This is a genomic window from Dyella sp. C11 (genome assembly GCF_003121485.1).
Classification (GTDB): Bacteria; Pseudomonadota; Gammaproteobacteria; order Xanthomonadales; family Rhodanobacteraceae; genus Dyella.
The window spans coordinates 56,439-77,064 of the sequence record NZ_QAVX01000014.1; the positions used below are offsets into that span (position 1 = coordinate 56,439).

The window sequence follows — 20,626 nt, forward strand, 5'->3', positions numbered from 1 at the left end:
CGTCGCGCACAGGGTGCGCTCCCACAATGTTTTTCAGGCGCTTGCCGGGTGGCGCGATAGCGCCCACGCCACATGCTCGCGCACGACTTCCGAGGGATGCTCGCTGCGTGAAAGCAGCGCTTGTCGCACTTCTTCCGTGTGCGGTGCATTGCCCAGTGCCACGGCGATATTGCGTAGCCAGCCTTCATAGCCTGTGCGGCGAATGGCCATGCCTTCCGTGCGCTGCAGGAATTCCTGCTCGCTCCACGCAAACAGTTCCACCAGCTTCGCGCCGGCGAGGCGATGGCGTGGTGCGAAGTCGGGCTCGGTGGCGTCCTGCGCAATCTTGTTCCAGGGGCAGGTCAGCTGGCAGTCGTCGCAGCCCAAGATCCGGTTGCCCATCGGTTCGCGCAATTCTTCGGGAATGCTGCCGCGCAATTCGATGGTGAGATAGGAAATGCAGCGTCGTGCGTCCAGCTTGTACGGCGCGACGATGGCTTGCGTGGGACAGATGTCGATGCAGCGCCGGCATGTGCCGCAATGCGCGCTGGCTGGCGCGTCGATGGGAAGCGGAAGATTCGTGTAGAGCTCGCCGAGGAAGAAGTACGAGCCGGCGCTGCGATTGATGAGCACCGTGTGCTTGCCAATCCAGCCGAGCCCTGCGTTGCGGGCAAGTGCCTTTTCCAGCACGGGCGCCGAGTCGACGAACGCGCGGTAGCCGAAATCGCCGATGGCGCCATGAATGCGCTCGGCGAGCTTCTGCAGGCGGTTGCGCATGAGCTTGTGATAGTCGCGGCCCAGCGCGTAGCGCGCCACATAGCCGGCGTCGGCATCGTGCAATACGTTCCATGCATTGCGCGTACCGGGTGGCACGTAGTCCATGCGCACGGAAATGACGCGCAGCGTGCCGGGTTCCAGCTCGGCAGGACGACTGCGCTTGTCGCCATGGCGGGCCATGTAGTCCATCTCGCCGTGATGGCCGTCATCGAGCCAGCGCTTGAGGTGTAACTCGTCGTCACCCAGCTCCGTACCCGCAATGCCACAATCGGCAAAGCCGAGCTCACGCGCCCAACGCTTGATGTCAAGCGCGAGTGCGGCGTAGTCGGCAGGGGGCGGGGAAACCAGGGACATGCGCCTATTGTAGGCGGTATGCGTACAGGGCCTCGCGCCGTCGTGCCTATAATTCCCGCATGACTGCCCATGCCCATCGCCACGAGCTCTATACCGTCGAGCAAGTGCGGGCGCTCGATCGTCGCGCCATCGACGAACTCGGCGTTCCCGGTTTCGAACTCATGCAGCGTGCCGCGGCGGCGGCGCTGGTCTGCCTTCGTCAGCATTGGCCGCATGCACGTCGCATCGCGGTATACGCCGGCCCTGGCAACAACGGCGGCGATGGCTTCCTGTTGGCGGCCATGGCTCGCGAGGCCGGCCTGCACGCCGATGTGTTCGCCGTGGGCGACAGTCGCGGCGAGGACGCCATTCGAGCGCGCCACGCGTTCGAGCACGGTGGCGGCATCGTGCATGCGTGGCTGGGCGATCTCGCGCTTTCTTCGGTGGATGTGCACGTGGACGCGCTCTACGGCACGGGCCTGCAGCGCGCCCTGGCGCCAGAGCTGGCCTCGCTGGTTCATCGCATCCATGCGACCGGCGCTCCGGTGCTGGCCCTGGATGTGCCTTCAGGCGTGAATGCCGATACGGGGGATGTGCCGGGCGATGCCGTGCAGGCCAGCGTGACGGTCACGTTCATCGCGCCCAAGCGTGGTCTGTATACGGGCATCGCACCGGGTTACGTGGGCGTGGTGCAATTCGAGCCGCTGGGCCTGCCGGAAACGTTGTGGCAGGACGCCGTGCCCGATGCTGATCTGATGCAGCCATGGACGTTGCCGCCGCGTCCCCGACAGGCGCACAAGGGCAACAACGGTCACGTGCTGGCCATCGGCGGTGACCACGGTACGGCCGGTGCCATTCGCCTGTGCAGCGAGGCAGCGTTGCGCACCGGGGCGGGCTTGGTCAGCGTGGCAACACGCGCAGAAAACCTGACGGCGCTCAACAGCGCGCGTCCCGAACTGATGGCGCACGACGTGAACGGCCCGCAGGCGCTCGAAGCACTGCTGCCGCATGCCACCGTGCTCGCCGTCGGTCCCGGTCTTGGGCAGGGCGCATGGGGGCATGCGTTGTGGCTGACCGCACTGGATGCGCAACGGCCGCTGGTGCTGGATGCCGATGGCCTGAATCTTCTTGCCCAAGAACCGCGCGAGCTCTCGGTGCCGGCCGTTATCACGCCGCATCCGGGTGAGGCAGCGCGTCTGCTGGGCTGCGATACCGCAGCCATTGCCGCCGATCGTTATGCCGCCGTACGTGAATTGGCTCGCCGTTACCGCGTGGTCGCCGTGTTGAAGGGAGCGGGCAGCCTCGTCGCCGATCCGCAGGGGCGCGTGGCGGTATGTCCCTGGGGTAATCCCGGCATGGCCACGGGCGGCATGGGCGACCTGCTTACCGGCATCATTGCCGCGCTGATGGCGCAGGGTTGCACGCCGTGGGATGCCGCCTGCCTGGGCGTGTCGCTCCACGCGCGGGCAGGGGATCTGGCTGCCCGGCGTGGCGGCGAGCGCGGCCTGATCGCCACCGACCTGCTGGACCCGCTGCGGTGGCTGCTCAATGGACGGGAATCATGACGCAACCCTATTGGAATCTCCCCGACGAAGCGGCCACCACCGCGCTGGCCGTTCGCATGGCTGGTGCCCTGGAAGGCGGGTTGGTCGTGTATCTCCATGGTGACCTGGGAGCTGGCAAGACCAGCTTCGCCCGGGCATTGCTGGGCGCCCTGGGCGTGGGGGAGCGCATCAAGAGCCCCACTTACAGCCTGGTCGAGTCGTACAAGGCGCAGGGTGGTCCTGCGTGGCATCTGGACCTCTATCGCATCGCCGATCCGGGCGAGCTGGAGTGGCTCGGCCTGGATGCCTTGTCCGATCCGTCGGCCCTGGTGCTGGTGGAGTGGCCCGAGCGCGGCGCCGGCGCGCTTCCATTGCCTGACCTCGTCGTCCATCTGGGTTACGCCGGCACCGGACGCGAAGCGCGGATGGAAGCGAAGACCGCGCGCGGCGCTGCCGTCTCTGGCCGCCTTGCCTGACCCATCCCGCACGCCTTGCCGCAGCTAAGTATCGGTAGTTGCTGAGATTTTTTTCCTGCGCGTCATGGCGCGGGAAGCCTTCAGTTTGCGTGGCTTGCGGCCGATACCTGGACGTTGTCTGATAAAACGTCTGCAGGTTATGGATATTCAAGGGAAAAGCTATTGCAATCGTGAGGCGACTGGGCTTCAATTTCGCCCCATGAAGGGATATAGGACGCATCCTGCAGTGCTTGGAGCCGTGGCCTTGCTGGCCGTGGCGCCTTTTTGCGCGGCTCGCGCAGCCGACGTGAAGTCCGCCCGCGTGTGGGCGGGTCCCGAATACACCCGTGTCGTGCTCGATGTTTCCGGTCCCGTGACCTACAAGGTCGACCAGGACGGTGACCAGCTGACGGTCGATCTCAACGCGAGCTCCATTGCCGGCAACTTCATGTCGCCGGCCGCGACGGGCCTGTACAAGGGCATGAGCGGGGCCAGGCAGGGCAACAACGTTCGCCTGACCGCCAAGATCGACCCCTCCAGCAGCGTGAAGAGCTTCCTGCTCAAGCCCCAGGCCGATTACGGTTACCGACTGGTGGTGGACCTGTATCCCGGTGGCAGCAGCGTGGCCAAGTCGGCTCCGGTGAAGTCGCCCGTCTCGGCGCCCGCACCGAAGTCCTCGGATGACGATGGCGATAGCGCCGCCGCCAGCGCGGCAGCGGTTGCAGCGGTCGATGCCGCGCCTCCGCCGGCCCCCATGCCGGCCGCCGTGCAGGATGCGCCGCGCAATACCGGCAAATCCTCGATCAAGCCCACCCAGAGCGGCATGGCCTCCACCCGTGCGGCCGCCGCGCTGCTCAACGGCGAGCGCAAGGTCGTCATTGCCATCGATGCCGGCCACGGTGGCGACGATCCGGGTGCTCATGGCCCCGGTGGCACGCTGGAGAAGAACGTCACCCTTGCCGTGGCACGCCAGCTGGCCGACCAGATCAACCAGCAGCCCGGCATGCGTGCGGTGCTGACGCGCAATGCCGACTTCTTCATTCCGCTGGCGCAGCGCTACCAGATCGCCCGCAACAACTCGGCGGACCTGTTCGTGTCCATCCACGCCGACGCCTTCATCAACGGCGATGCCAAGGGTTCGTCCGTGTGGGTGCTCTCGCCGCGCGGCAAGACCAGCATGGCCGCACGCTGGCTGGCGGACGGCCAGAACCGTGCCGACCTGATCGGCGGCGTCACGCTGGACGACAAGAACGACGGCCTGGCCGCCGTGCTGCTGGATCTCCAGCAGGGTTATTCGATGCAGGCGAGCGAATCGGTCGCCGGCAACGTGCTGAAGGCACTCGGCAACCTGGGCCCGACGCACCGTGGTTACGTGGAGCGCGCCAACTTCGTGGTGCTGCGCTCGCCGGACGTGCCGTCGATCCTGGTCGAAACGGCCTTCATCAGTAACCCGGACGAAGAGCGCAAGCTGCGCGATCCCTCGCATCAGCTGCGGCTGGCGACGGCCGTGATGGGCGGCATTCGCGGTTACTTCGAATCCACGCCGCCTCCGGGCAGCTGGTTCGCCGCGCAGGCTTCCCGTCGCAGTGGCGTGGCCAACGTCGCCACCTCGCAAAGCGACGACGATACGTCCGCCAAGGCCACCCGTGCCGTGGCGCAGGCCATGGCCACCACGCCCGCTAGCGCTGGCCGTGCGGACGATGGCGTGCAGGACATGCACCGCGTGGAGCGTGGCGAAAGCCTGCGCAGCATCGCCAAGCAATACGGCGTCAGCACCAGTGCGATCAAGAGCGCCAACAAGCTCGACAGCGACAGCAGCGTGCGTGTCGGCATGATGCTGACCATTCCCAGCAGCTGAGGCGGCTGGGGCAAGAATTGACCAGGTGCCGCCTTTGGGCAGCACTTTTGCTTTGCCGGGGCGGCGACAGGTTTTAAGCTTCCCCGATGCCAGTCATTCGCCCCCTGCCTCCCGAACTCATCAACCAGATCGCTGCCGGTGAAGTGATCGAGCGACCGTCTTCCGTCGTGAAGGAACTGGTCGAAAACAGCCTGGATGCCGGCGCCACGCGCATCGAGGTCGATATCGAGCAGGGTGGCGCGCGGCTGATACGCGTACGCGACGACGGCTGCGGTATTTCACCGGACGAACTGCAGCTGGCGGTGGCCTCGCACGCCACCAGCAAGATCGGCAGCTTCGACGACCTCGAACACGTCGCCAGCATGGGTTTTCGCGGTGAGGCGCTGGCGTCGGTATCTTCCGTGGCGCGCTTTGCGCTGACCTCGCGTGCCCAAGGCCTGGACACCGCGTTTCGCATCGAAGTGGATGGCGGAAAGATGCAGGCCGCGCGTCCGGCGCAGCATCCGCAAGGCAGCAGCGTGGAAGTGCGCGACCTGTTCTACAACGTGCCGGCGCGGCGCAAATTTCTCCGTGCGGAACGCACGGAATTCGCACATATCGATGATCTGCTGAAGTCGCTGGCCTTGGCGCGCGGTTCGGTGGAATTCCGCCTGAGCCACAACGGCAAGCCGGTGCGCATCCTCAAGGCGGCGCGCGATGAAAGTGCGGCATTGCAGCGCGTGGCCGAGGTGATGGGTGAGGATTTCCCCGGCCAAAGCCTGCGCATCGATCATGCCGCCGCGGGTTTGCATCTGTCGGGCTGGGTGGGGCTGCCCACCGCATCGCGTTCGCAGGCGGATTCGCAGTACTTCTACGTCAATGGTCGCCTTGTGCGCGATCGCGTGGTGGCGCATGCGGTGCGCCAGGCCTATGCGGACGTGCTTTTCCACGGCCGCCATCCCGCTTTCGTGTTGTACATGGAGCTGGACCCGGCCGGTGTGGACGTGAACGTGCATCCCGCCAAGCACGAGGTGCGCTTCCGCGAGCAGCGCCTCGTGCACGATTTCCTGTTCCGCACGCTGCACGAAGCACTGGCGCACACGCGCGCCGGCAACGTGGCGCTTCCTTCCAGCGAGGCACTGCCATACAACGCGACACAGACTTACAGCATGGCACCGTCTTCGGCATCGCCGGTGTCGGCGCCGGCGTGGCCGAATGCCTTCAGTCAAAGCCGCCTGAGCCTTGGCGTGCGCGACGAACCGCTCGCTGACTACGCCACCCTGCTGGGCCAGCCAGCGGCCGTGTCGGCGCCGTTTGCGTTCGCTGCCAATGCGCCCATGCCCGAGAGCTCGGAAGAAGAAGCCCCGCCGCTGGGCTTTGCGATTGCGCAGCTCAAGAGCATCTACATTCTTGCGGAAAATGCGCACGGCCTGGTGCTGGTGGACATGCACGCGGCGCACGAACGCATCACGTACGAAAAGCTCAAGGCGGGACGCGCGTGCAGCAACCTGCGTTCGCAGATGATGCTGGTGCCGCTCAATGTCTCGGTGAGCGCCAAGGAAGCTGCCGCTGCCGAAGAGCACGGCGACGCATTGGCCGAATGGGGGCTGGAGCTGTCACGCAGCGGTCCGTCCGGGGTGGTTGTACGCCGCATTCCGGCGCTGCTCGAAGGCGCCGATGTGGCGCAGCTCTGTCGTGATGTATTGGCCGAACTGGCCCAGCACGGCAGCTCCCGTCGCCTGCAGGAACTTGAAAACGAACTGCTTGCCACCATGGCATGTCATGGTTCGGTGCGTGCGGGCCGACGTCTCACGCTTCCGGAAATGAATGCGTTGTTGCGCGAGATGGAAGCCACCGAACGCTCCGGGCAGTGCAACCACGGGCGGCCCACCTGGACGCAGCTGAGCCTGCCCGAGCTGGACAAGCTGTTTCTTCGCGGTCGCTGAGTTTCTATACGGAAGACCCTTGCCGCGTCTTCAAATGGACGTCCATACTCGGAACCTCATTCCGACGGGGCTTGCCATGTTGCGTACCGCCGTTCTTGTTTTCGCCTTGAGCCTTGGAGTTGCCAGCGTGCAAGCCCAAACCACCGACGCCCCCGCGGCGAACGATTTCTACCAGCAGAACACCCAGTGGCAGGCCAAGCGCCTTGCCGGCCTGACCGCGCCCAGCGGCTGGCTCAGCCTGATCGGCCTGGAATGGCTGAAAGAGGGCGCCAACCACGTGGGTACCGCAGCGGACAACGACATCGTGCTGAAGGCGGGCCCGGCCCATCTTGGCGTGGTGACGCTGGCGCACGATGGCAGCACGCACGTCGTGTTCGACAAGAATTCGGGTGCCACGGTGGACGGCAAGGCCGTGCATGAGGCCACGCTGGTCGACGATGCACACGCCGGTGACAAGGGCCCGTCCCTCGTGGCGTTCGGTCCGGCGAGTTTTCTGGTGATCGAGCGTGATGGCCGCAAGGCGCTGCGCGTGAAGGACAGCGACGCCGAGACACGAAAGCACTTCCTGGGACTCGATTATTATCCGGCCGATCCCTCGTGGCGCATCGTCGCCGACTGGGTGCCCTTCGATCCGCCGCACGAGCTGGAGATCGGCTCGGTGCTCGGCACGATCGACAAGGAAAAAGTACCCGGCAAGGCCGTGTTCCACCGCGACGGCCACACGTACGAGCTGATGCCGATCCAGGAAGAACCCGATACGTTGTTCTTCGTGATCGCCGATCGCACGTCCGGCAAGGAAACCTACGGCGCTGCGCGTTTCCTGTATGCGGCGCTGCCCAAGGACGGCAAGGTCGTGCTCGATTTCAATCGCGCGTACAACCCGCCGTGTGCGTTCACGCCTTACGCAACGTGCCCGCTGGCGCCTCCGGAAAATCGCATGGACCTGGCGGTGACCGCAGGCGAGAAGAAATACCGCGGCAGCGAGCACTGAGTGCTGTGATAGAGCGACACACATAGCTTGTCATTCCCGCCTCCGCGGGAATGACGAGCCAAGTGGTTGTGTTCGGGGAGTGACGTCTTCCCTGGGCGCCCTCAGCGTCCCTTGAACTCCGCCTTGCGCTTCTCCAGAAACGCCGTCGTGCCTTCGCGCATGTCTTCCGTCGAAAACGCGAGTGCGAATGCCTGCGTTTCGAATTCCAGTCCCTGATCGATGCTGGTTTCGCCACCCTGCAACACGGCGTCGAGAATGCCTGCGGCAGCGAGCGGTGCGGCAGACGCCAGCTGGTCGGCCATGGCGTTCACGGTTTCATCCAGCGCTTCAGGCGCCACCACGCGCGTGACCACGCCCAGTTCGTACGCACGCTGCGCATGGATCGGGGCGCCCAGCAGGCACAGCTCCAGAGCCGCGCCACGGCCGGCCAGGCGCAGCAGGCGCTGCGTGCCGCCAAAGCCCGGGATCAGGCCAAGGTTGATCTCCGGCTGGCCGAACTTGGCCTTTTCACTGGCGACACGCAGGTGACAGCACATGGCCAGTTCCATGCCGCCGCCCAGGGCAAAGCCCTGGATGCGCGCGATGACCGGCTTGCCCAGGCGCTCCACCGTACTCATCAGGCGCTGGCCCGCGCGCGAAAAACCCTGAGCCTGGACAGGCGTGTAGCCATTCATTTCGGCAATGTCCGCGCCGGCCACGAAGGCCTTTTCGCCAGCCCCGGCCAGCACGACCACACGCACGGCATCGTCCTGTGCGGCCTGGGTGAAGGCCAGCGTCAGCTCGTTGAGCGTCTCGCGGTTGAGCGCGTTGAGCTTGTCCGGGCGGTTGACGGTGATGGTGCGCACCGCGCCGCGGTTGGCGATTTCCAGGTTGCGATAGGCCATGATTGAACTCCGGCGAGAAAAACCGTGATGGTACCAGCGGGAACCTTTGGCGCCTCCCGCGTTCTCAGCAGGGATGCCGGGTTGACCGGTGTCGCTGCACGATTCGCCCGGACCGCTTAGGATGGTGAGGTTGCAGAGGTAATGGAGGAAGGCATGGCACAACTGCGTTGGCTCGCTCTGGGGCTCCTTTTATGGGGTGCCTTGGCGCATGCCCAGGACAGCAGCGCTCCCCAGGACACCTCGCAGGTCAAGCTCGACAAGAGCAAGCTGTCCTATGCCATCGGCTACCAGATCGGTAGCCAGTTCTCCAGCGGCGATCCGGACGTGGACATCCCCACGTTGCTGCGCGCGATCCAGGACGCGTATGCCAAGAAGCGTCCCGCCGTGCCCATGCGCGACATGCACGACCAGCTGCGCGCGCTCGATGAGCAGATGCATACGCAGGCGCTGGCGCAGTTCAAGCAGATTGCCGAAACCAATGCGCGCAAGAGCGCGGATTACATGGAGCGCAACAAGGCCAACCCTGGTGTCATCCAGTTGCCCTCCGGCATCCAGTACGAAGTATTGAAGAAGGGCACCGGCACCAAGGCCGTGCCGGAAGGCGCCGTGGTCACGGTGAACTTCCGCGCCAAGCTCATTGACGGCACCGAGTTCGACAGCTCGTGGGCGCACGGTTCGCCGGTGAGCTTCGTGGTCAACAACAAGGTGATCCCGGGCTGGCAGGAAGTGATCCAGCGCATGCACGTGGGCGACCTGTGGAAGGTCACCGTGCCGCCGAGCATGGCGTACGGCATCAAGGGCGATCCGCCGCGCATCGGCCCGAACGAGGCGCTGGTGTTCGAGATCGAGCTGCTCGAAATCAAGCCCTGATCCCCGGTCATCGCGGGCCTCGAGGGTGGCCCGCATGACACCCCAGCTGCCGTTGCGATAGCATGCGTGTCTCACCGGCACGCTCCGTGCCGCGCTTTGCAGACATCATTTGCAGCATGACGGCGGCTGACAGTTCCCCTGGTCTCACCAGCGTTCCCTTGAGCCCTTGCATCAACATCTGCAGGCTGGACGAGCGCGGCTACTGCATAGGCTGCCTGCGCACCGGCGATGAAATCGCCCGGTGGCGATCGATGAACGATGAAGAGCGCCTGCACTACATGCGCGACGTCCTTCCCGAACGGAAGAACCCGTGATGGGTGAACTGCTGACCGATCTCAGTCACGCAGTATTGCCCCTGTCGTCCCCGCCGACAGGCCAAGGTTGGAACCACGCAGACATGGCCCAGCTGATCGGCGACAAGCCGCGCAGGCCGGCTGCCGTATTGGTGGGCATACGCGAAGGCGTACAACCGCGCCTGGTGCTCACCGTTCGCACGGATCATCTGCAGGATCATGCAGGCCAGGTGGCGTTTCCGGGTGGACGCACCGACCCCGGCGATGCCGATGCCGTGGCCACCGCACTGCGCGAGAGCGAGGAAGAAATCGGTCTCGAACGCCGGCTGGTGATGCCCTTGGGTTTTCTCGATCGCTTCGAAACCATCAGTGGCTACAACATCACGCCGGTGGTGGCGCGCATCGATCCGGACGCGCGGCTGTATCCCGCGCCAGCGGAAGTGGCGGAAGTCTTCGAAGTGCCGCTGTCGTTCTTTCTCGATCCCGGCAACCTTCGTCGCTACACCATGGATTTCCGCGGGCAACAGCGCGACATGGTGGAATTCGTGCACGGCGGCCATCGCATCTGGGGTGCGACGGCAGCCATGGTGTTGAACCTTCTTCGAAGGATGGGACGCGCATGACACTCAAGACTACGTTGATCGATGTGCAGGAACTGGCTGCGCTGGCGCCTGTGGATGTACTCATCGTCGATTGCCGTTTCGAGCTGATGGCGCCAGGCTCCGGTGCACGCGATGTGGGCAAGGGCGAGCGCGACTACCGCGAGGGACACATTCCCGGAGCGGTCTACGCGAGCCTCGATACCGATCTCTCCGACCTTTCGCGTCAGGCCCTGGGTCTGGGGCGGCATCCCTTGCCGTTGGAAGCCGCGTTCTCCGAGGTCGTTTCCCGGTGGGGCTGGCGCGAAGGCATGCAGATTGTGTGCTACGACGCGGCCAATGGTTCGCTGGCCGCCGCGCGCCTGTGGTGGTTGCTGCGCTTGTCCGGCATACGCGGCGCGGCGGTGCTTGATGGCGGTTACGCAGCATGGGTTGCTGCCGGGCTGCCTGTGGAGTCGGGCGATGTGACACGTGAGGTGCATGCGGTATCGCTGCATTTCGATGCCGGCCAGTACCTGGTCGATCACTCGACGCTACGCGATGATCCCGCACGCGTCGTGCTCGACGCACGCGCTGCACCGCGCTATCGCGGCGAAGTGGAGCCGATTGATCCCGTGGGCGGGCACGTGCCGGGCGCGCTCAATCGCCCGTTTGCCCACAATCTTCGTGATGATGGGCGTTTCAAGAACGCCGCCGCGCTGCGCGAAGAATTCAAGGCACTTCTGGGCACGCATGCGCCGCGCGATGTCGTGCACATGTGCGGCTCAGGGGTTACGGCGTGCCACAACCTGCTGGCGATGGAGCTCGCAGGCCTGACCGGTTCGCGACTGTATGCACCGTCGTGGAGTGGCTGGGTCAGCGATGCCAGCCGACCAGTGGCGAAAGGCGCCGAGCCCGGCTGATTCCCCGGTTTTTTGTGGGAGCGCACCCTGTGCGCGACGAACCTTGCGTTATCGCCAGAACCGTCGCGCACAGGGTGCGCTCCCACAGTGTTTCGTTTGCTGGTCAGTCTTTTTTCTTCAGGCGCGCGACCAGCTTCTCCAGCACCGTCTGCGTTTCCGGATGGAAATACGCGTCGAGGAAGGCATCGATCGGCAGCTGTTCGGGGTGGGCCCAGACGTCGATGAGATCAGCGCGCGCAATGGCACGCGTCTTCAGCATGGCGTTGGAGGGCAGGGCGAGCATGCCTTGCATCCATACCAGCGCACGCGTCACCACCTGCTCGACGTTGGTGGTTTCGTCCACCAGGCCAATGGCCAGTGCCTCGGCGGATTCGATCATCGCGCCGGCCACCATCAGCCGCTCCGCGCGATAACCGCCCACGATGCGACGCAGCGCCATCTGGATGCTTTCCGGCACCACCAGGCCTACCTGCACTTCGTTGAGGCCGATCTTGAACGGACCTTCCGCCATCACGCGGTAGTCGCAGAACAGCGACAGCACGGCGCCACCGGCGGGGCTGTGTCCCGTGATGGCGGCCACCACCGGCACGGGCGACGTGGCGAGCTTCGATCCGGTAAGGAAGAATTCGCGCCAGAAATCACGCACGCCATCGCGATCGCGACCCAGCAGCGAAGGCACATCCACGCCCGCGGAGAACATGCCCGGCATGCCGGACAGCACGATGCCGCGCGCACCGCTGGCCATGGCGGTGTCGACCGCGTCGCGCAGTGCATGAAGCAGTTCGACATTGAGCGCGTTGACGGGCGGGCGCGCCATGTTGATTTCGGTGATGGCGTCGTGCGTGATCAGGTTGAGCATGGCGGCGTTCGCGGTGCAGGGAAAGAGCAGCGAGCGTAGCAAACCTGCGGGTGCATGGAAGGTGCACCCGCAGCATGTCAGCGTTTCATACGCTCAGCCCTGCGGATGGTCATCCTTGCGGATGGTCATCCGTCGACCACTGGTACTGCAGCGCGTAGTCCAGCGTTGCCGTGCCATTGGCAGGAACGTTGACCTTGAACTCCAGCGTGTCGGTGGTCTGCTGGCTGGGCTTGGCACTGGACGAAGCCAGCTTCCATTGCCTCCAGCGGCCGGGATGCTCGCGCACGGTGATGGTGCGCGCGCTGTCACCTGCGTTGGTGAGCGTGATGCGGAACGCCTCGTCGAGCGTACGTGCGCTCTTGTCCACATTGAACGCCGTGCGCTCACGATTGCCGCGCAGGTCGAAGGCCGTACCCAGCGTGATGCGCGCGTCACCACCCTTGGGGGTGTCGTTGATGCGGCCGCTGCCAATGAATTGCGGCGTGCCGTTGCGGTCGGCGGTGAGTACGCGCAGAAGCCCGGCGGGCAGGCTGTCGAATGCCTTGAACTGCAGTGTGCTGACGACGCCACCGTTGTCACCGCCGGAAGCGAAATCCGGGCTGATGAAGGGTTGCTGCGGCAGCCACGCGTTGCCGTTCTCGTAGAGTGCCGTCCGTTCGCAGGCCAGCGGGCGCGTGTCGTACAGGGGCACCTGGCTGACGCTGCCATCGGGCAGATCGACCGGTGCAGGCAGGTTGTAGATGCGGTAATCCGACAGGGTGGATTGCTCGGGCAAGGCTGCGTCGGCGGTCTTTGCGCGAGCGGCGTACATCATCGGGCGCGGTCCAGCGGACGGCTTGGCGAATTGCGGTTCGCCGGCCACCAGGGAGAGTTGCACGCCGGTCCAGTCACGCCCGCTGCGATTGGCGATGCTGGCGCGCGATTCAAACTGCATGTTGCAACGGTCACCCGGCGCCAGCGTGGCCACATAGGCGGCGCGCCATCCCAGCCCCGACGTGGCGTAGCTCAAAACCGCCTGTGCCTTGCCCGCACGGCTGGCATCGACGCGCAATTCCAGGCTGGAGCCGGCACGGAAGACACCGTGCGCCTTGACGGCGCCATAGTTGTGGATCAGGGCCGTGCGGTCGCCGGCGCCGAAGGTGTCGTGCACCAGCAGCCCATCGTCGCCCGCGCGCAACAACGTGCCGGAAGCGAGCATCTCGCCGTTGGTGCCCAGCACGTCCACGGGCTGCCCGATCAAGCTGCCCAGCGCGGCGTATTGCCCCTGTCCAAAACGAAGGCGCTGGGAGATCACCTTGGCCGCGCCGTTGTCCACGCTCAGCGAGAGCGCTTCCGGATCGATGTACTGCGGCAGGCCGTCGAGGCTGATGTCCTGCATGCCGCCTTTCAGGTCCAGCTGACGCGGCTCGCGCGCCATCGCGTTGCCCGAGGGCACGGCGTCGCTGCTGCCTGCGCTGAAGAGCGCATTGTCGTCGCTGTGGTAGAGCGTGAGGCTGGTGTTGGCGGGTGCGGCAATGACGCCTGCGCTGGCGGCGGCCATGGCGAAGGCGAGGGTACGGAGGGGAAGCGGGATCACGGTCGAACTCCTTTCGGGTGGTCGCCGCTGATGGTACGGATGCCGCATGAAGCTGCGGCATCCGTCGTGTCGGGGGCGTTAACCCCGAATGCCCGCGTGGTCGTTCAAGCGCCGTGTTCGGCGGAATCGCGAATGGACTGCGGCAGCGCTACGGGCTTGCCGGTGGACGGGTCCATCCACACCAGCACCACCTTGCCATCGCTGTAGAGGGCATTGTCCTGCGCGTTGAGGATGCGGTGCGCGATGGTGATGGAGCTGTTGCCCAGGCGCTCGCAGAACAATTCCACGTTCAACTGCGCTGGCCACTCGATGGGGCGCCGGTAGTTCACTTCGCTGTTGGCCAGCACCGGCATCGAATGCTCGTCGAACCAGCCCGGCACGTGCTGCAGCCACTGCAGGCGCGCCTCTTCGAGGTAGGTGAGGTAGATCGAATTGTTGACGTGGTTGAACGCGTCCAGGTCGCGCCAACGCACGCCGATCGGGGCGACGAACAGCGGAGTGGGCGTCGCCTCGGGTGCCTGTGCGTCCGTCACGGCCACGGCGCTTTCCTGCGTCTCGGCCTTGCGGGAACGCGTGCGCGCGGAGTCGGCCTTCATTTGCCAAGTACCTCGCGCCGGGAGCTGTTTGCCCGCGGGGCAAGGAAGAGTGAAGGAGTGTATGTCGATACGCGACTGAGCGATGACGCAGCCCGGCGGGCAAACAGACCCGGCCCGAAGGGTTGCGCCTGATTGGCGGTCGAGCGGGCGCGCCCGTCTCGACTTGACGGCCAGTCAAGCGCTTCGCCGTGCACACCCGCCCGGCCGCCAATCAGGCGCAACGCGAGGCACTTGGCAAATGAAGGCCGACTCCTTGGCACGGCTTCGGTGGAACTCATGCAGTTTTCTTCCGTAATGCAGGTTTGCTCTTGGCCGTGCTCTCGGCCTTGGCCGCCTTGGCGGGCTTCATGTCGAGATGCGGGGCAAGGAAGTGTCCGGTATGCGAGCCCGGCGTGGCAGCCACCGTTTCCGGCGTGCCGGTAACAAGGATACGACCACCGCCGGCGCCGCCTTCCGGGCCGAGATCGACCAGCCAGTCGGCGGTCTTGATCACGTCCAGATTATGCTCGATCACGACCACGGTGTTGCCCTGTTCCACCAACTGATGCAGCACGTCGAGCAGTTGCTCGATGTCGTGGAAGTGCAGGCCCGTGGTCGGCTCATCGAGGATGTACAGCGTGCGACCGGTGTCGCGCTTGGACAGTTCCTTGGAAAGCTTCACGCGCTGCGCTTCGCCACCCGAGAGCGTGGTCGCACTCTGGCCAAGCTTGATGTAATCCAAACCCACCTTGCGCAGCGTTTCGAGCTTGCGTGCGATGGTCGGCACGTTCTCGAACAGCTTGAATGCGTCTTCCACCGTCATGTCGAGCACGTCGGCGATGGTGTGGCCCTTGTAGTGCACTTCCAGCGTTTCGCGGTTGTAGCGCTTGCCGTGGCAGACGTCGCAGGGCACGTACACGTCCGGCAGGAAGTGCATCTCCACCTTGATCATGCCGTCGCCTTCGCAGGCCTCGCAGCGGCCGCCGCGTACGTTGAAGCTGAAACGGCCCGGCGTGTAACCACGTGCGCGCGCTTCCGGCACCTGTGCGAACAGCTCACGCAGCGGCGTGAACAGACCGGTGTAGGTGGCCGGGTTGGAACGCGGCGTGCGACCGATCGGCGACTGGTCGATGTCGACCACTTTGTCGAACAGCTCCAAGCCTTCGACGGATTTGTACGGCGCGGCCTGCTCGCTCGCGCCGTTGAGCTCGGCGGCGGCAAGGCGGAACAGCGTGTCGTTCACCAGCGTGGACTTGCCCGAACCGGACACACCGGTGACGCAGGTGAACAAGCCTGCGGGAATGGCGAGGTCGACATTCTTCAGGTTGTTGCCGCTGGCGCCCTTCAAGTGAAGCCAGGAATCGGCGTCCAGCTGCTGGCGACGCTCCTCCGGCACCTTGATGCCGCGCTTGCCGGACAGGTATTGGCCCGTGACGGAACGCGGCGAGGCGAGCACGTCTTTCAGCGTGCCTTGCGCCACGATCTCGCCGCCGTGCACGCCCGCGCCCGGGCCGATGTCGAGCACGTGGTCCGCCATGCGGATGGCGTCTTCGTCATGTTCGACCACGATCACCGTGTTGCCCAGATCGCGCAGGCGCGTGAGCGTGCCGAGCAGGCGCTCGTTGTCGCGCTGGTGCAGGCCGATGGAGGGTTCGTCGAGCACGTACATCACGCCGACCAGGCCCGCACCGATCTGCGAGGCGAGGCGGATGCGCTGCGCTTCGCCGCCCGACAGCGAGTCCGCCTGGCGATCCAGCGTGAGGTAGTTGAGGCCAACGTCATTGAGGAACGTCAGGCGCTCGCGAATTTCCTTGACGATCTTCAAGGCGATCTCGCCTCGCCAGCCGGTGAGCGACAGCTTTTCGAAGAAGCCCAGCGCGTCGTCGATGGAGCGCGAGGTCAGCGAGGGAATCGCGTGGTCGGCCACGAACACGTTGCGCGCCGAGCGGTTGAGGCGCTGGCCTTCGCATTCCGGGCACGGCTGGTCACTGATGTACTTGGCCAGATCTTCGCGCACGGCGGGAGATTCGGTTTCCTTGTAGCGGCGCTCCATGTTCGGAAGGATGCCTTCGAACGGATGCTCGCGCGTGACGCGACCGCCGCGCTCGGTGATGTACTTGAACGCGATCTTGTCCTTGCCGCTGCCGTACAGGATGGCCTTCTGGACGTCTGCCGGCAGCTTGCGCCACGGTGTATCCACGTCGAACTTGTAGTGCGCGCCCAGCGACAGGATCAGCTGGAAGTAGTGCGCGTTGCGGCGATCCCAGCCACGGATGGCACCACCGGCGAGCGAGAGCTCCGGATGTGCCACCACGCGCGCGGGATCGAACACCTGCGTCACGCCCAGGCCATCGCAGGTGGGGCACGCGCCGATGGGCGAGTTGAACGAGAACAGGCGCGGTTCCAGTTCCGGCAGCGAGTAGTCGCACACCGGGCAGGAATACCGCGAGGACAGCAGCTGTTCCGGTGCCTTGGCATCGTCCATGTCGACCACGATGGCGAGACCGTCGCCCAGGCGCAGTGCTGTTTCGAACGATTCGGCGAGGCGCTGCTTGATGTCGTCACGCGGACGGAAGCGATCGATCACCACTTCGATGGTGTGCTTCTGGCGCAGCGTCAGCGGCGGCACGGCGTCGAGATCGTACACGGTGCCATCGACGCGCGCGCGCACGAAACCCTGCGCGCGCAGCTGGTCGAACACCTGCACATGCTCGCCCTTGCGTTCGCGGATCACCGGAGCCAGCAGCATGAAGCGCTTCTCCGGGTCCATGGCGAGCGTGGAATCCACCATCTGGCTCACGGTCTGGGCTTCCAGCGGAATGCCGTGGTCCGGGCAACGCGGCGTGCCGACGCGTGCATAGAGCAGGCGCAGGTAGTCGTAGACCTCGGTGATCGTGCCCACGGTCGAACGCGGGTTGTGCGAGGTGGATTTCTGCTCGATGGAAATGGCCGGCGACAGACCCTCGATGTGGTCGACGTCGGGCTTCTCCATCATCGAGAGGAACTGGCGTGCATACGCGGACAACGATTCCACGTAGCGACGCTGGCCTTCGGCATAGATGGTGTCGAACGCCAGCGACGACTTGCCCGAACCGGACAGGCCGGTGATCACGATCAGCTTGTCGCGGGGCAGATCGAGGTCGATGTTCTTGAGGTTGTGCGTGCGCGCGCCGCGTATGCGAATGGTGTCCATGTCGCCCGAGAATGGTCGAGGGGAAAGGGGAAAACTGTACTATATCAAACTTGTCAGTACGGTTATTGCCGTCTGACGCCATCCAACAAACTCTTAAGAGAAGATCCGGCCGAGTATGGCTTAATGGATTCTTTGGCTGGTCTCCGGCCGACAGAACGGACAGAGAGTGCGGATGGGCAAGTTGACCAGATGGGGTGTCGCCGTTGCGCTTGCAATGGGTATGGGACAGGCCATGGCGGCATCGGGGCCGGCCACGGAAGACCAGGTCAGGCAACTGATGGAAGTGGTCGGCGTGGGCAAGATGCTGCTCCAGATGAACACCCAGGCCGTGACCACGCTGCAGCAATCCATGCCCTGCGTGAAGCCGGAGTTCTGGCAGAACTACATGGACGACAACCAGACCCAGCTGTTCATCGGCCGGCTGGTGCCAGTGTGGCAGCACCATTTCACGTCCGATGAGATGGACGGCCTGCTCAAGTTCTACCGCTCGCCGCTGGGCCAGAAGGTGATCAACGAGATGCCGACCACCATGGCCGAAGCCAACCAGGCGGGCCAGCAGTGGAGCCACGACCGCAGCGAGCAGATGGTCAACGAGCTCAAGCAGATGGGCACGCTGGACAGCACCGGCCGTTGCCCGGGCAAGGTGAACCCGGCACCCGGCGCGGCGCTGGCGGGCGGTGCAGCGGTCAAGGCAACCGAAACCGAGGCCGACGAGGCCAAGCCGGCGGCCAAGAGCACGTCTCACGCCAAGACGCCGGCCAAGAAACCGGCGGCTAAGCCAGCGCCGAAGAAGACGACGCCAGCCCACGCCGCGCCGGCCAAGGCTTCTTCCAGCAAGACCCCGGCGAAGACCGAGACCAAGGCTCCGGCCAAGCCGGAGAACAAGCCCGCCAGTCAGCCGAGCGGGCAGGGTGGTCAGTAATTGACCAGCACCCTTCGGGGTCGCTATACTCCCGAGTTCGTCGGTGCCCAACTGGGCCCGGCGAACCCAAGAGAATAACGACAGAAGGGATATTCCCATGAGTTACGCAGTCATCAAGACCGGTGGCAAGCAGTACCGCGTTCAGCAGGGCGACGTCCTGCGCGTGGAGCTGCTCAACGCCGAAGAAGGCGCCGCCTTCACCTTCGACCAGGTCCTCCTGGTCGGCGCCGGTGAGTCGATCACCGTCGGTGCGCCCATCGTGGCCGGTGCCACCGTCAGCGCCACCGTGCGCAAGCACGGCCGTGCCGACAAGATCCGCATCATCAAGTTCCGTCGCCGCAAGCACCACAAGAAGCAGCAGGGACATCGTCAGCATTTCACCGAAGTCGAGATCACGGGCATCAACGCCTGAGCAACTGGAGCATTGAGTCATGGCACATAAAAAAGGCGTAGGTTCCAGCCGCAACGGTCGCGATTCGAACCCGAAGTACCTCGGCGTCAAGATCTACGGCGGCCAGGCCATCGAAGCCGGCAACATCATCGTGCGTCAGCGCGGCACCAAGTTCCATGCCGGTACCGGCGTGGGCGTGGGTCGTGACCACACGCTGTTCGCCCTGGTCGACGGCACCGTCGAGTTCAAGGCTCGCGGCGCTGAAGGTCGCAAGTTCGTCAGCGTCGTCAAGGCTTAATCCCCTTCGATGTTGCAGCGAAGGCCCCGCTTCGGCGGGGCGTTTGTTTTATCGGGAACAGGAAGCTGCGGGCGCTGACGAGGCGCAAACCACGGATTCCCTTATGATGTTTCGCGGCTGCGCGTCATCGTTCCCCAGGTTTCTTTCCCCGGAACCCTCCCCATGAAATTCGTCGACGAAGCCATCATCAATGTCAAAGCCGGTGACGGCGGCAACGGGTGCATCAGCTTCCGTCGCGAAAAATTCATCCCCTTCGGCGGTCCCGATGGCGGTGACGGCGGCAGTGGCGGTTCGGTGTGGCTGGTGGCCGACGAGGGCATCAACACCCTGATCGACTTCCGCCATATGCGCTCGTTCAAGGCCGAGCGCGGCCAGAACGGCATGGGCAGCCAGATGTACGGCAAGGGCGGCGAAGACACCTATATCCGCGTGCCCGTGGGCACCGTGGTGATCAACGTCGATACCGACGAGACCATCGGCGACCTCACCGAGCACGGCCAGCGCCTGCTGGTGGCGCAGGGCGGCAAGGGTGGCCTGGGCAATATCCATTTCAAGAGCTCGGTGAACCGTGCACCGCGCAAGTCGACGCCGGGTACGCCGGGCGATGTGCGTGAGCTGAAGCTGGAGCTGAAGCTGCTGGCCGATGTGGGCCTGCTGGGCTTCCCCAATGCGGGCAAGTCGACCTTCATTCGTGCCGTGTCCGCCGCGACGCCGCGCGTGGCCGACTATCCGTTCACTACGCTGCACCCCAACCTGGGCGTGGTCAGCCTGGGTACGGACCAGAGCTTCGTCATCGCCGACATCCCGGGTCTTATCGAGGGCGCCGCGGACGGCGCGGGCCTGGGCATCCAGTTCCTGCGTCACGTGTCGCGCACGCGCCTGCTGTTGCACGTGGTGGACATTGCGCCGATTGACGGCTCGGACCCGGTGGAACAGGTGCGTGCCATCGAGCAGGAGCTGGAGAAGTTCGATCCTGAATTGCTGGAGCGCCCGCGCTGGCTGGTGATGAACAAGGCCGATGCGCTGGCGGACGACGAGCGCGACGCCGTCGCGGCGGATGTGGTGCAGCGCCTGGAGTGGAAGGAGCCGTGGTTCCTGGTTTCCGCCATCGCTCGCGAGAACACCATGCCGGTATGCCAGCAGGTGTGGCACTTCCTGTCCGAGCAGCGCATGGCGCAGGAAGAGCGCACGGATATGTTGCCGGGAGATGTGCGTCTGCGCGGGGAGTGAGTTGGCGGTTGTCGCCGACAGCTACAGAAGAAAAAAAGCGGCCTCTGGGCCGCTTTTTCTTTTTGGGCTTCGCGCTTTTTTTGGGGCGCCGGCGGCCGCTGCACTTCTCCCTCTCCCCTCCGGGGAGAGGGCCAGGGTGAGGGGCGGGTGCTCGGCGTCATGGTTCAGTAGG

17 protein-coding genes and 1 pseudogene are annotated in these 20,626 nt (G+C 65.0%); 12 read left to right on the forward strand and 6 right to left on the reverse strand.

Annotated elements, in window-relative coordinates:
• Positions 1-33 precede the first annotated feature (33 nt).
• The gene (gene queG / locus DK366_RS13875; protein WP_109126143.1) at positions 34-1,110 is read right to left on the reverse strand and encodes a tRNA epoxyqueuosine(34) reductase QueG; all 1,077 of its coding nucleotides are present in this window, start codon (positions 1,108-1,110) and stop codon (positions 34-36) included.
• Positions 1,111-1,169: 59 nt separating this feature from the next.
• On the opposite strand from queG, the gene DK366_RS13880 reads away from it, so the two are divergent.
• The 5 genes from DK366_RS13880 to DK366_RS13900 all read left to right on the forward strand — a co-directional run bounded on the left by DK366_RS13880 (position 1,170) and on the right by DK366_RS13900 (position 7,862).
• A complete protein-coding gene (locus tag DK366_RS13880; protein ID WP_109126144.1) occupies positions 1,170-2,654 on the forward strand; it encodes an NAD(P)H-hydrate dehydratase in 1,485 nt (494 codons plus the stop codon).
• Positions 2,651-3,109: a tRNA (adenosine(37)-N6)-threonylcarbamoyltransferase complex ATPase subunit type 1 TsaE gene (gene tsaE / locus DK366_RS13885; protein ID WP_109126145.1), complete on the forward strand. Its 459-nt coding sequence runs from the start codon at positions 2,651-2,653 to the stop codon at positions 3,107-3,109. The genes DK366_RS13880 and tsaE overlap by 4 nt, the downstream gene beginning before the upstream one ends.
• Positions 3,110-3,308: 199 nt before the next feature.
• Positions 3,309-4,946: an N-acetylmuramoyl-L-alanine amidase gene (locus tag DK366_RS13890; RefSeq protein WP_109126146.1), complete on the forward strand. Its 1,638-nt coding sequence runs from the start codon at positions 3,309-3,311 to the stop codon at positions 4,944-4,946.
• 86 nt (positions 4,947-5,032) lie between these two features.
• Positions 5,033-6,871, forward strand: a complete 1,839-nt coding sequence (gene mutL, locus DK366_RS13895; RefSeq protein ID WP_109126147.1) for a DNA mismatch repair endonuclease MutL — start codon at positions 5,033-5,035, stop codon at positions 6,869-6,871.
• Between the two features lie 76 nt (positions 6,872-6,947).
• Entirely contained in the window at positions 6,948-7,862 is a 915-nt protein-coding gene (locus DK366_RS13900; protein ID WP_109126148.1) for a DUF1684 domain-containing protein, read from the forward strand.
• A 101-nt stretch (positions 7,863-7,963) separates the two neighbouring features.
• Here the strand turns inward: DK366_RS13900 and DK366_RS13905 are convergent, their stop codons facing one another.
• Positions 7,964-8,746, reverse strand: coding sequence for an enoyl-CoA hydratase-related protein (locus tag DK366_RS13905; RefSeq protein ID WP_109126149.1), 783 nt, complete (start codon positions 8,744-8,746; stop codon positions 7,964-7,966).
• A 153-nt stretch (positions 8,747-8,899) separates the two neighbouring features.
• On the opposite strand from DK366_RS13905, the gene DK366_RS13910 reads away from it, so the two are divergent.
• The 3 genes and pseudogenes from DK366_RS13910 (at position 8,900) to DK366_RS13925 (ending at position 11,410) form a co-directional block, all read left to right on the forward strand.
• Positions 8,900-9,616, forward strand: a complete 717-nt coding sequence (locus DK366_RS13910; protein ID WP_232821046.1) for an FKBP-type peptidyl-prolyl cis-trans isomerase — start codon at positions 8,900-8,902, stop codon at positions 9,614-9,616.
• A gap of 116 nt (positions 9,617-9,732) precedes the next feature.
• Positions 9,733-10,532, forward strand: a pseudogene (locus tag DK366_RS21755) (CoA pyrophosphatase).
• Complete coding sequence (locus tag DK366_RS13925; RefSeq protein WP_109126152.1) at positions 10,529-11,410, forward strand: sulfurtransferase; 882 nt, start codon at positions 10,529-10,531, stop codon at positions 11,408-11,410. The pseudogene DK366_RS21755 and the gene DK366_RS13925 overlap by 4 nt, the downstream one beginning before the upstream one ends.
• 103 nt (positions 11,411-11,513) lie before the next feature.
• Here the strand turns inward: DK366_RS13925 and DK366_RS13930 are convergent, their stop codons facing one another.
• The 4 genes from DK366_RS13930 to uvrA all read right to left on the reverse strand — a co-directional run bounded on the left by DK366_RS13930 (position 11,514) and on the right by uvrA (position 17,613).
• Positions 11,514-12,269: an enoyl-CoA hydratase/isomerase family protein gene (locus DK366_RS13930; RefSeq protein ID WP_109126153.1), complete on the reverse strand. Its 756-nt coding sequence runs from the start codon at positions 12,267-12,269 to the stop codon at positions 11,514-11,516.
• A gap of 109 nt (positions 12,270-12,378) precedes the next feature.
• A complete protein-coding gene (locus DK366_RS13935; RefSeq protein WP_109126217.1) occupies positions 12,379-13,809 on the reverse strand; it encodes a DUF4139 domain-containing protein in 1,431 nt (476 codons plus the stop codon).
• A 140-nt stretch (positions 13,810-13,949) separates the two neighbouring features.
• Positions 13,950-14,441, reverse strand: coding sequence for a thioesterase family protein (locus DK366_RS13940; protein ID WP_109126154.1), 492 nt, complete (start codon positions 14,439-14,441; stop codon positions 13,950-13,952).
• Positions 14,442-14,715: 274 nt separating this feature from the next.
• Entirely contained in the window at positions 14,716-17,613 is a 2,898-nt protein-coding gene (gene uvrA, locus DK366_RS13945) for an excinuclease ABC subunit UvrA (RefSeq protein WP_109126155.1), read from the reverse strand.
• A 232-nt stretch (positions 17,614-17,845) separates the two neighbouring features.
• Here uvrA and DK366_RS21560 point away from each other — a divergent pair, with 232 nt between their 5' ends.
• The 4 genes from DK366_RS21560 to cgtA all read left to right on the forward strand — a co-directional run bounded on the left by DK366_RS21560 (position 17,846) and on the right by cgtA (position 20,454).
• Positions 17,846-18,535, forward strand: a complete 690-nt coding sequence (locus DK366_RS21560) for a DUF2059 domain-containing protein (RefSeq protein WP_232821047.1) — start codon at positions 17,846-17,848, stop codon at positions 18,533-18,535.
• Between the two features lie 97 nt (positions 18,536-18,632).
• Positions 18,633-18,947 carry a 50S ribosomal protein L21 gene (gene rplU, locus DK366_RS13955; protein WP_038616498.1) on the forward strand — a complete coding sequence of 105 codons (315 nt, stop codon included), beginning with the start codon at positions 18,633-18,635 and terminating at the stop codon, positions 18,945-18,947.
• 19 nt (positions 18,948-18,966) lie between these two features.
• Positions 18,967-19,224, forward strand: a complete 258-nt coding sequence (gene rpmA, locus DK366_RS13960; protein ID WP_109126156.1) for a 50S ribosomal protein L27 — start codon at positions 18,967-18,969, stop codon at positions 19,222-19,224.
• 162 nt (positions 19,225-19,386) lie between these two features.
• A complete protein-coding gene (gene cgtA / locus DK366_RS13965; protein WP_109126157.1) occupies positions 19,387-20,454 on the forward strand; it encodes an Obg family GTPase CgtA in 1,068 nt (355 codons plus the stop codon).
• Positions 20,455-20,626 lie beyond the last annotated feature (172 nt).

What these genes read in the sequence shown, in the direction of transcription:
- DK366_RS13890 (WP_109126146.1), top strand. Translation starts at nt 3,309, where the DNA reads ATGAAGGGATATAGGACGCATCCTGCAGTGCTTGGAGCCGTGGCCTTG.
- tsaE (WP_109126145.1), top strand. Translation starts at nt 2,651, where the DNA reads ATGACGCAACCCTATTGGAATCTCCCCGACGAAGCGGCCACCACCGCG.
- uvrA (WP_109126155.1), bottom strand. Translation starts at nt 17,613, where the DNA reads ATGGACACCATTCGCATACGCGGCGCGCGCACGCACAACCTCAAGAAC.
- queG (WP_109126143.1), bottom strand. Translation starts at nt 1,110, where the DNA reads ATGTCCCTGGTTTCCCCGCCCCCTGCCGACTACGCCGCACTCGCGCTT.
- DK366_RS13935 (WP_109126217.1), bottom strand. Translation starts at nt 13,809, where the DNA reads ATGGCCGCCGCCAGCGCAGGCGTCATTGCCGCACCCGCCAACACCAGC.
- DK366_RS13940 (WP_109126154.1), bottom strand. Translation starts at nt 14,441, where the DNA reads ATGAAGGCCGACTCCGCGCGCACGCGTTCCCGCAAGGCCGAGACGCAG.
- rplU (WP_038616498.1), top strand. Translation starts at nt 18,633, where the DNA reads ATGAGTTACGCAGTCATCAAGACCGGTGGCAAGCAGTACCGCGTTCAG.
- DK366_RS21560 (WP_232821047.1), top strand. Translation starts at nt 17,846, where the DNA reads ATGGCGGCATCGGGGCCGGCCACGGAAGACCAGGTCAGGCAACTGATG.
- DK366_RS13900 (WP_109126148.1), top strand. Translation starts at nt 6,948, where the DNA reads ATGTTGCGTACCGCCGTTCTTGTTTTCGCCTTGAGCCTTGGAGTTGCC.
- cgtA (WP_109126157.1), top strand. Translation starts at nt 19,387, where the DNA reads ATGAAATTCGTCGACGAAGCCATCATCAATGTCAAAGCCGGTGACGGC.
- DK366_RS13905 (WP_109126149.1), bottom strand. Translation starts at nt 8,746, where the DNA reads ATGGCCTATCGCAACCTGGAAATCGCCAACCGCGGCGCGGTGCGCACC.
- DK366_RS13925 (WP_109126152.1), top strand. Translation starts at nt 10,529, where the DNA reads ATGACACTCAAGACTACGTTGATCGATGTGCAGGAACTGGCTGCGCTG.
- rpmA (WP_109126156.1), top strand. Translation starts at nt 18,967, where the DNA reads ATGGCACATAAAAAAGGCGTAGGTTCCAGCCGCAACGGTCGCGATTCG.
- mutL (WP_109126147.1), top strand. Translation starts at nt 5,033, where the DNA reads ATGCCAGTCATTCGCCCCCTGCCTCCCGAACTCATCAACCAGATCGCT.
- DK366_RS13930 (WP_109126153.1), bottom strand. Translation starts at nt 12,269, where the DNA reads ATGCTCAACCTGATCACGCACGACGCCATCACCGAAATCAACATGGCG.
- DK366_RS13910 (WP_232821046.1), top strand. Translation starts at nt 8,900, where the DNA reads ATGGCACAACTGCGTTGGCTCGCTCTGGGGCTCCTTTTATGGGGTGCC.
- DK366_RS13880 (WP_109126144.1), top strand. Translation starts at nt 1,170, where the DNA reads ATGACTGCCCATGCCCATCGCCACGAGCTCTATACCGTCGAGCAAGTG.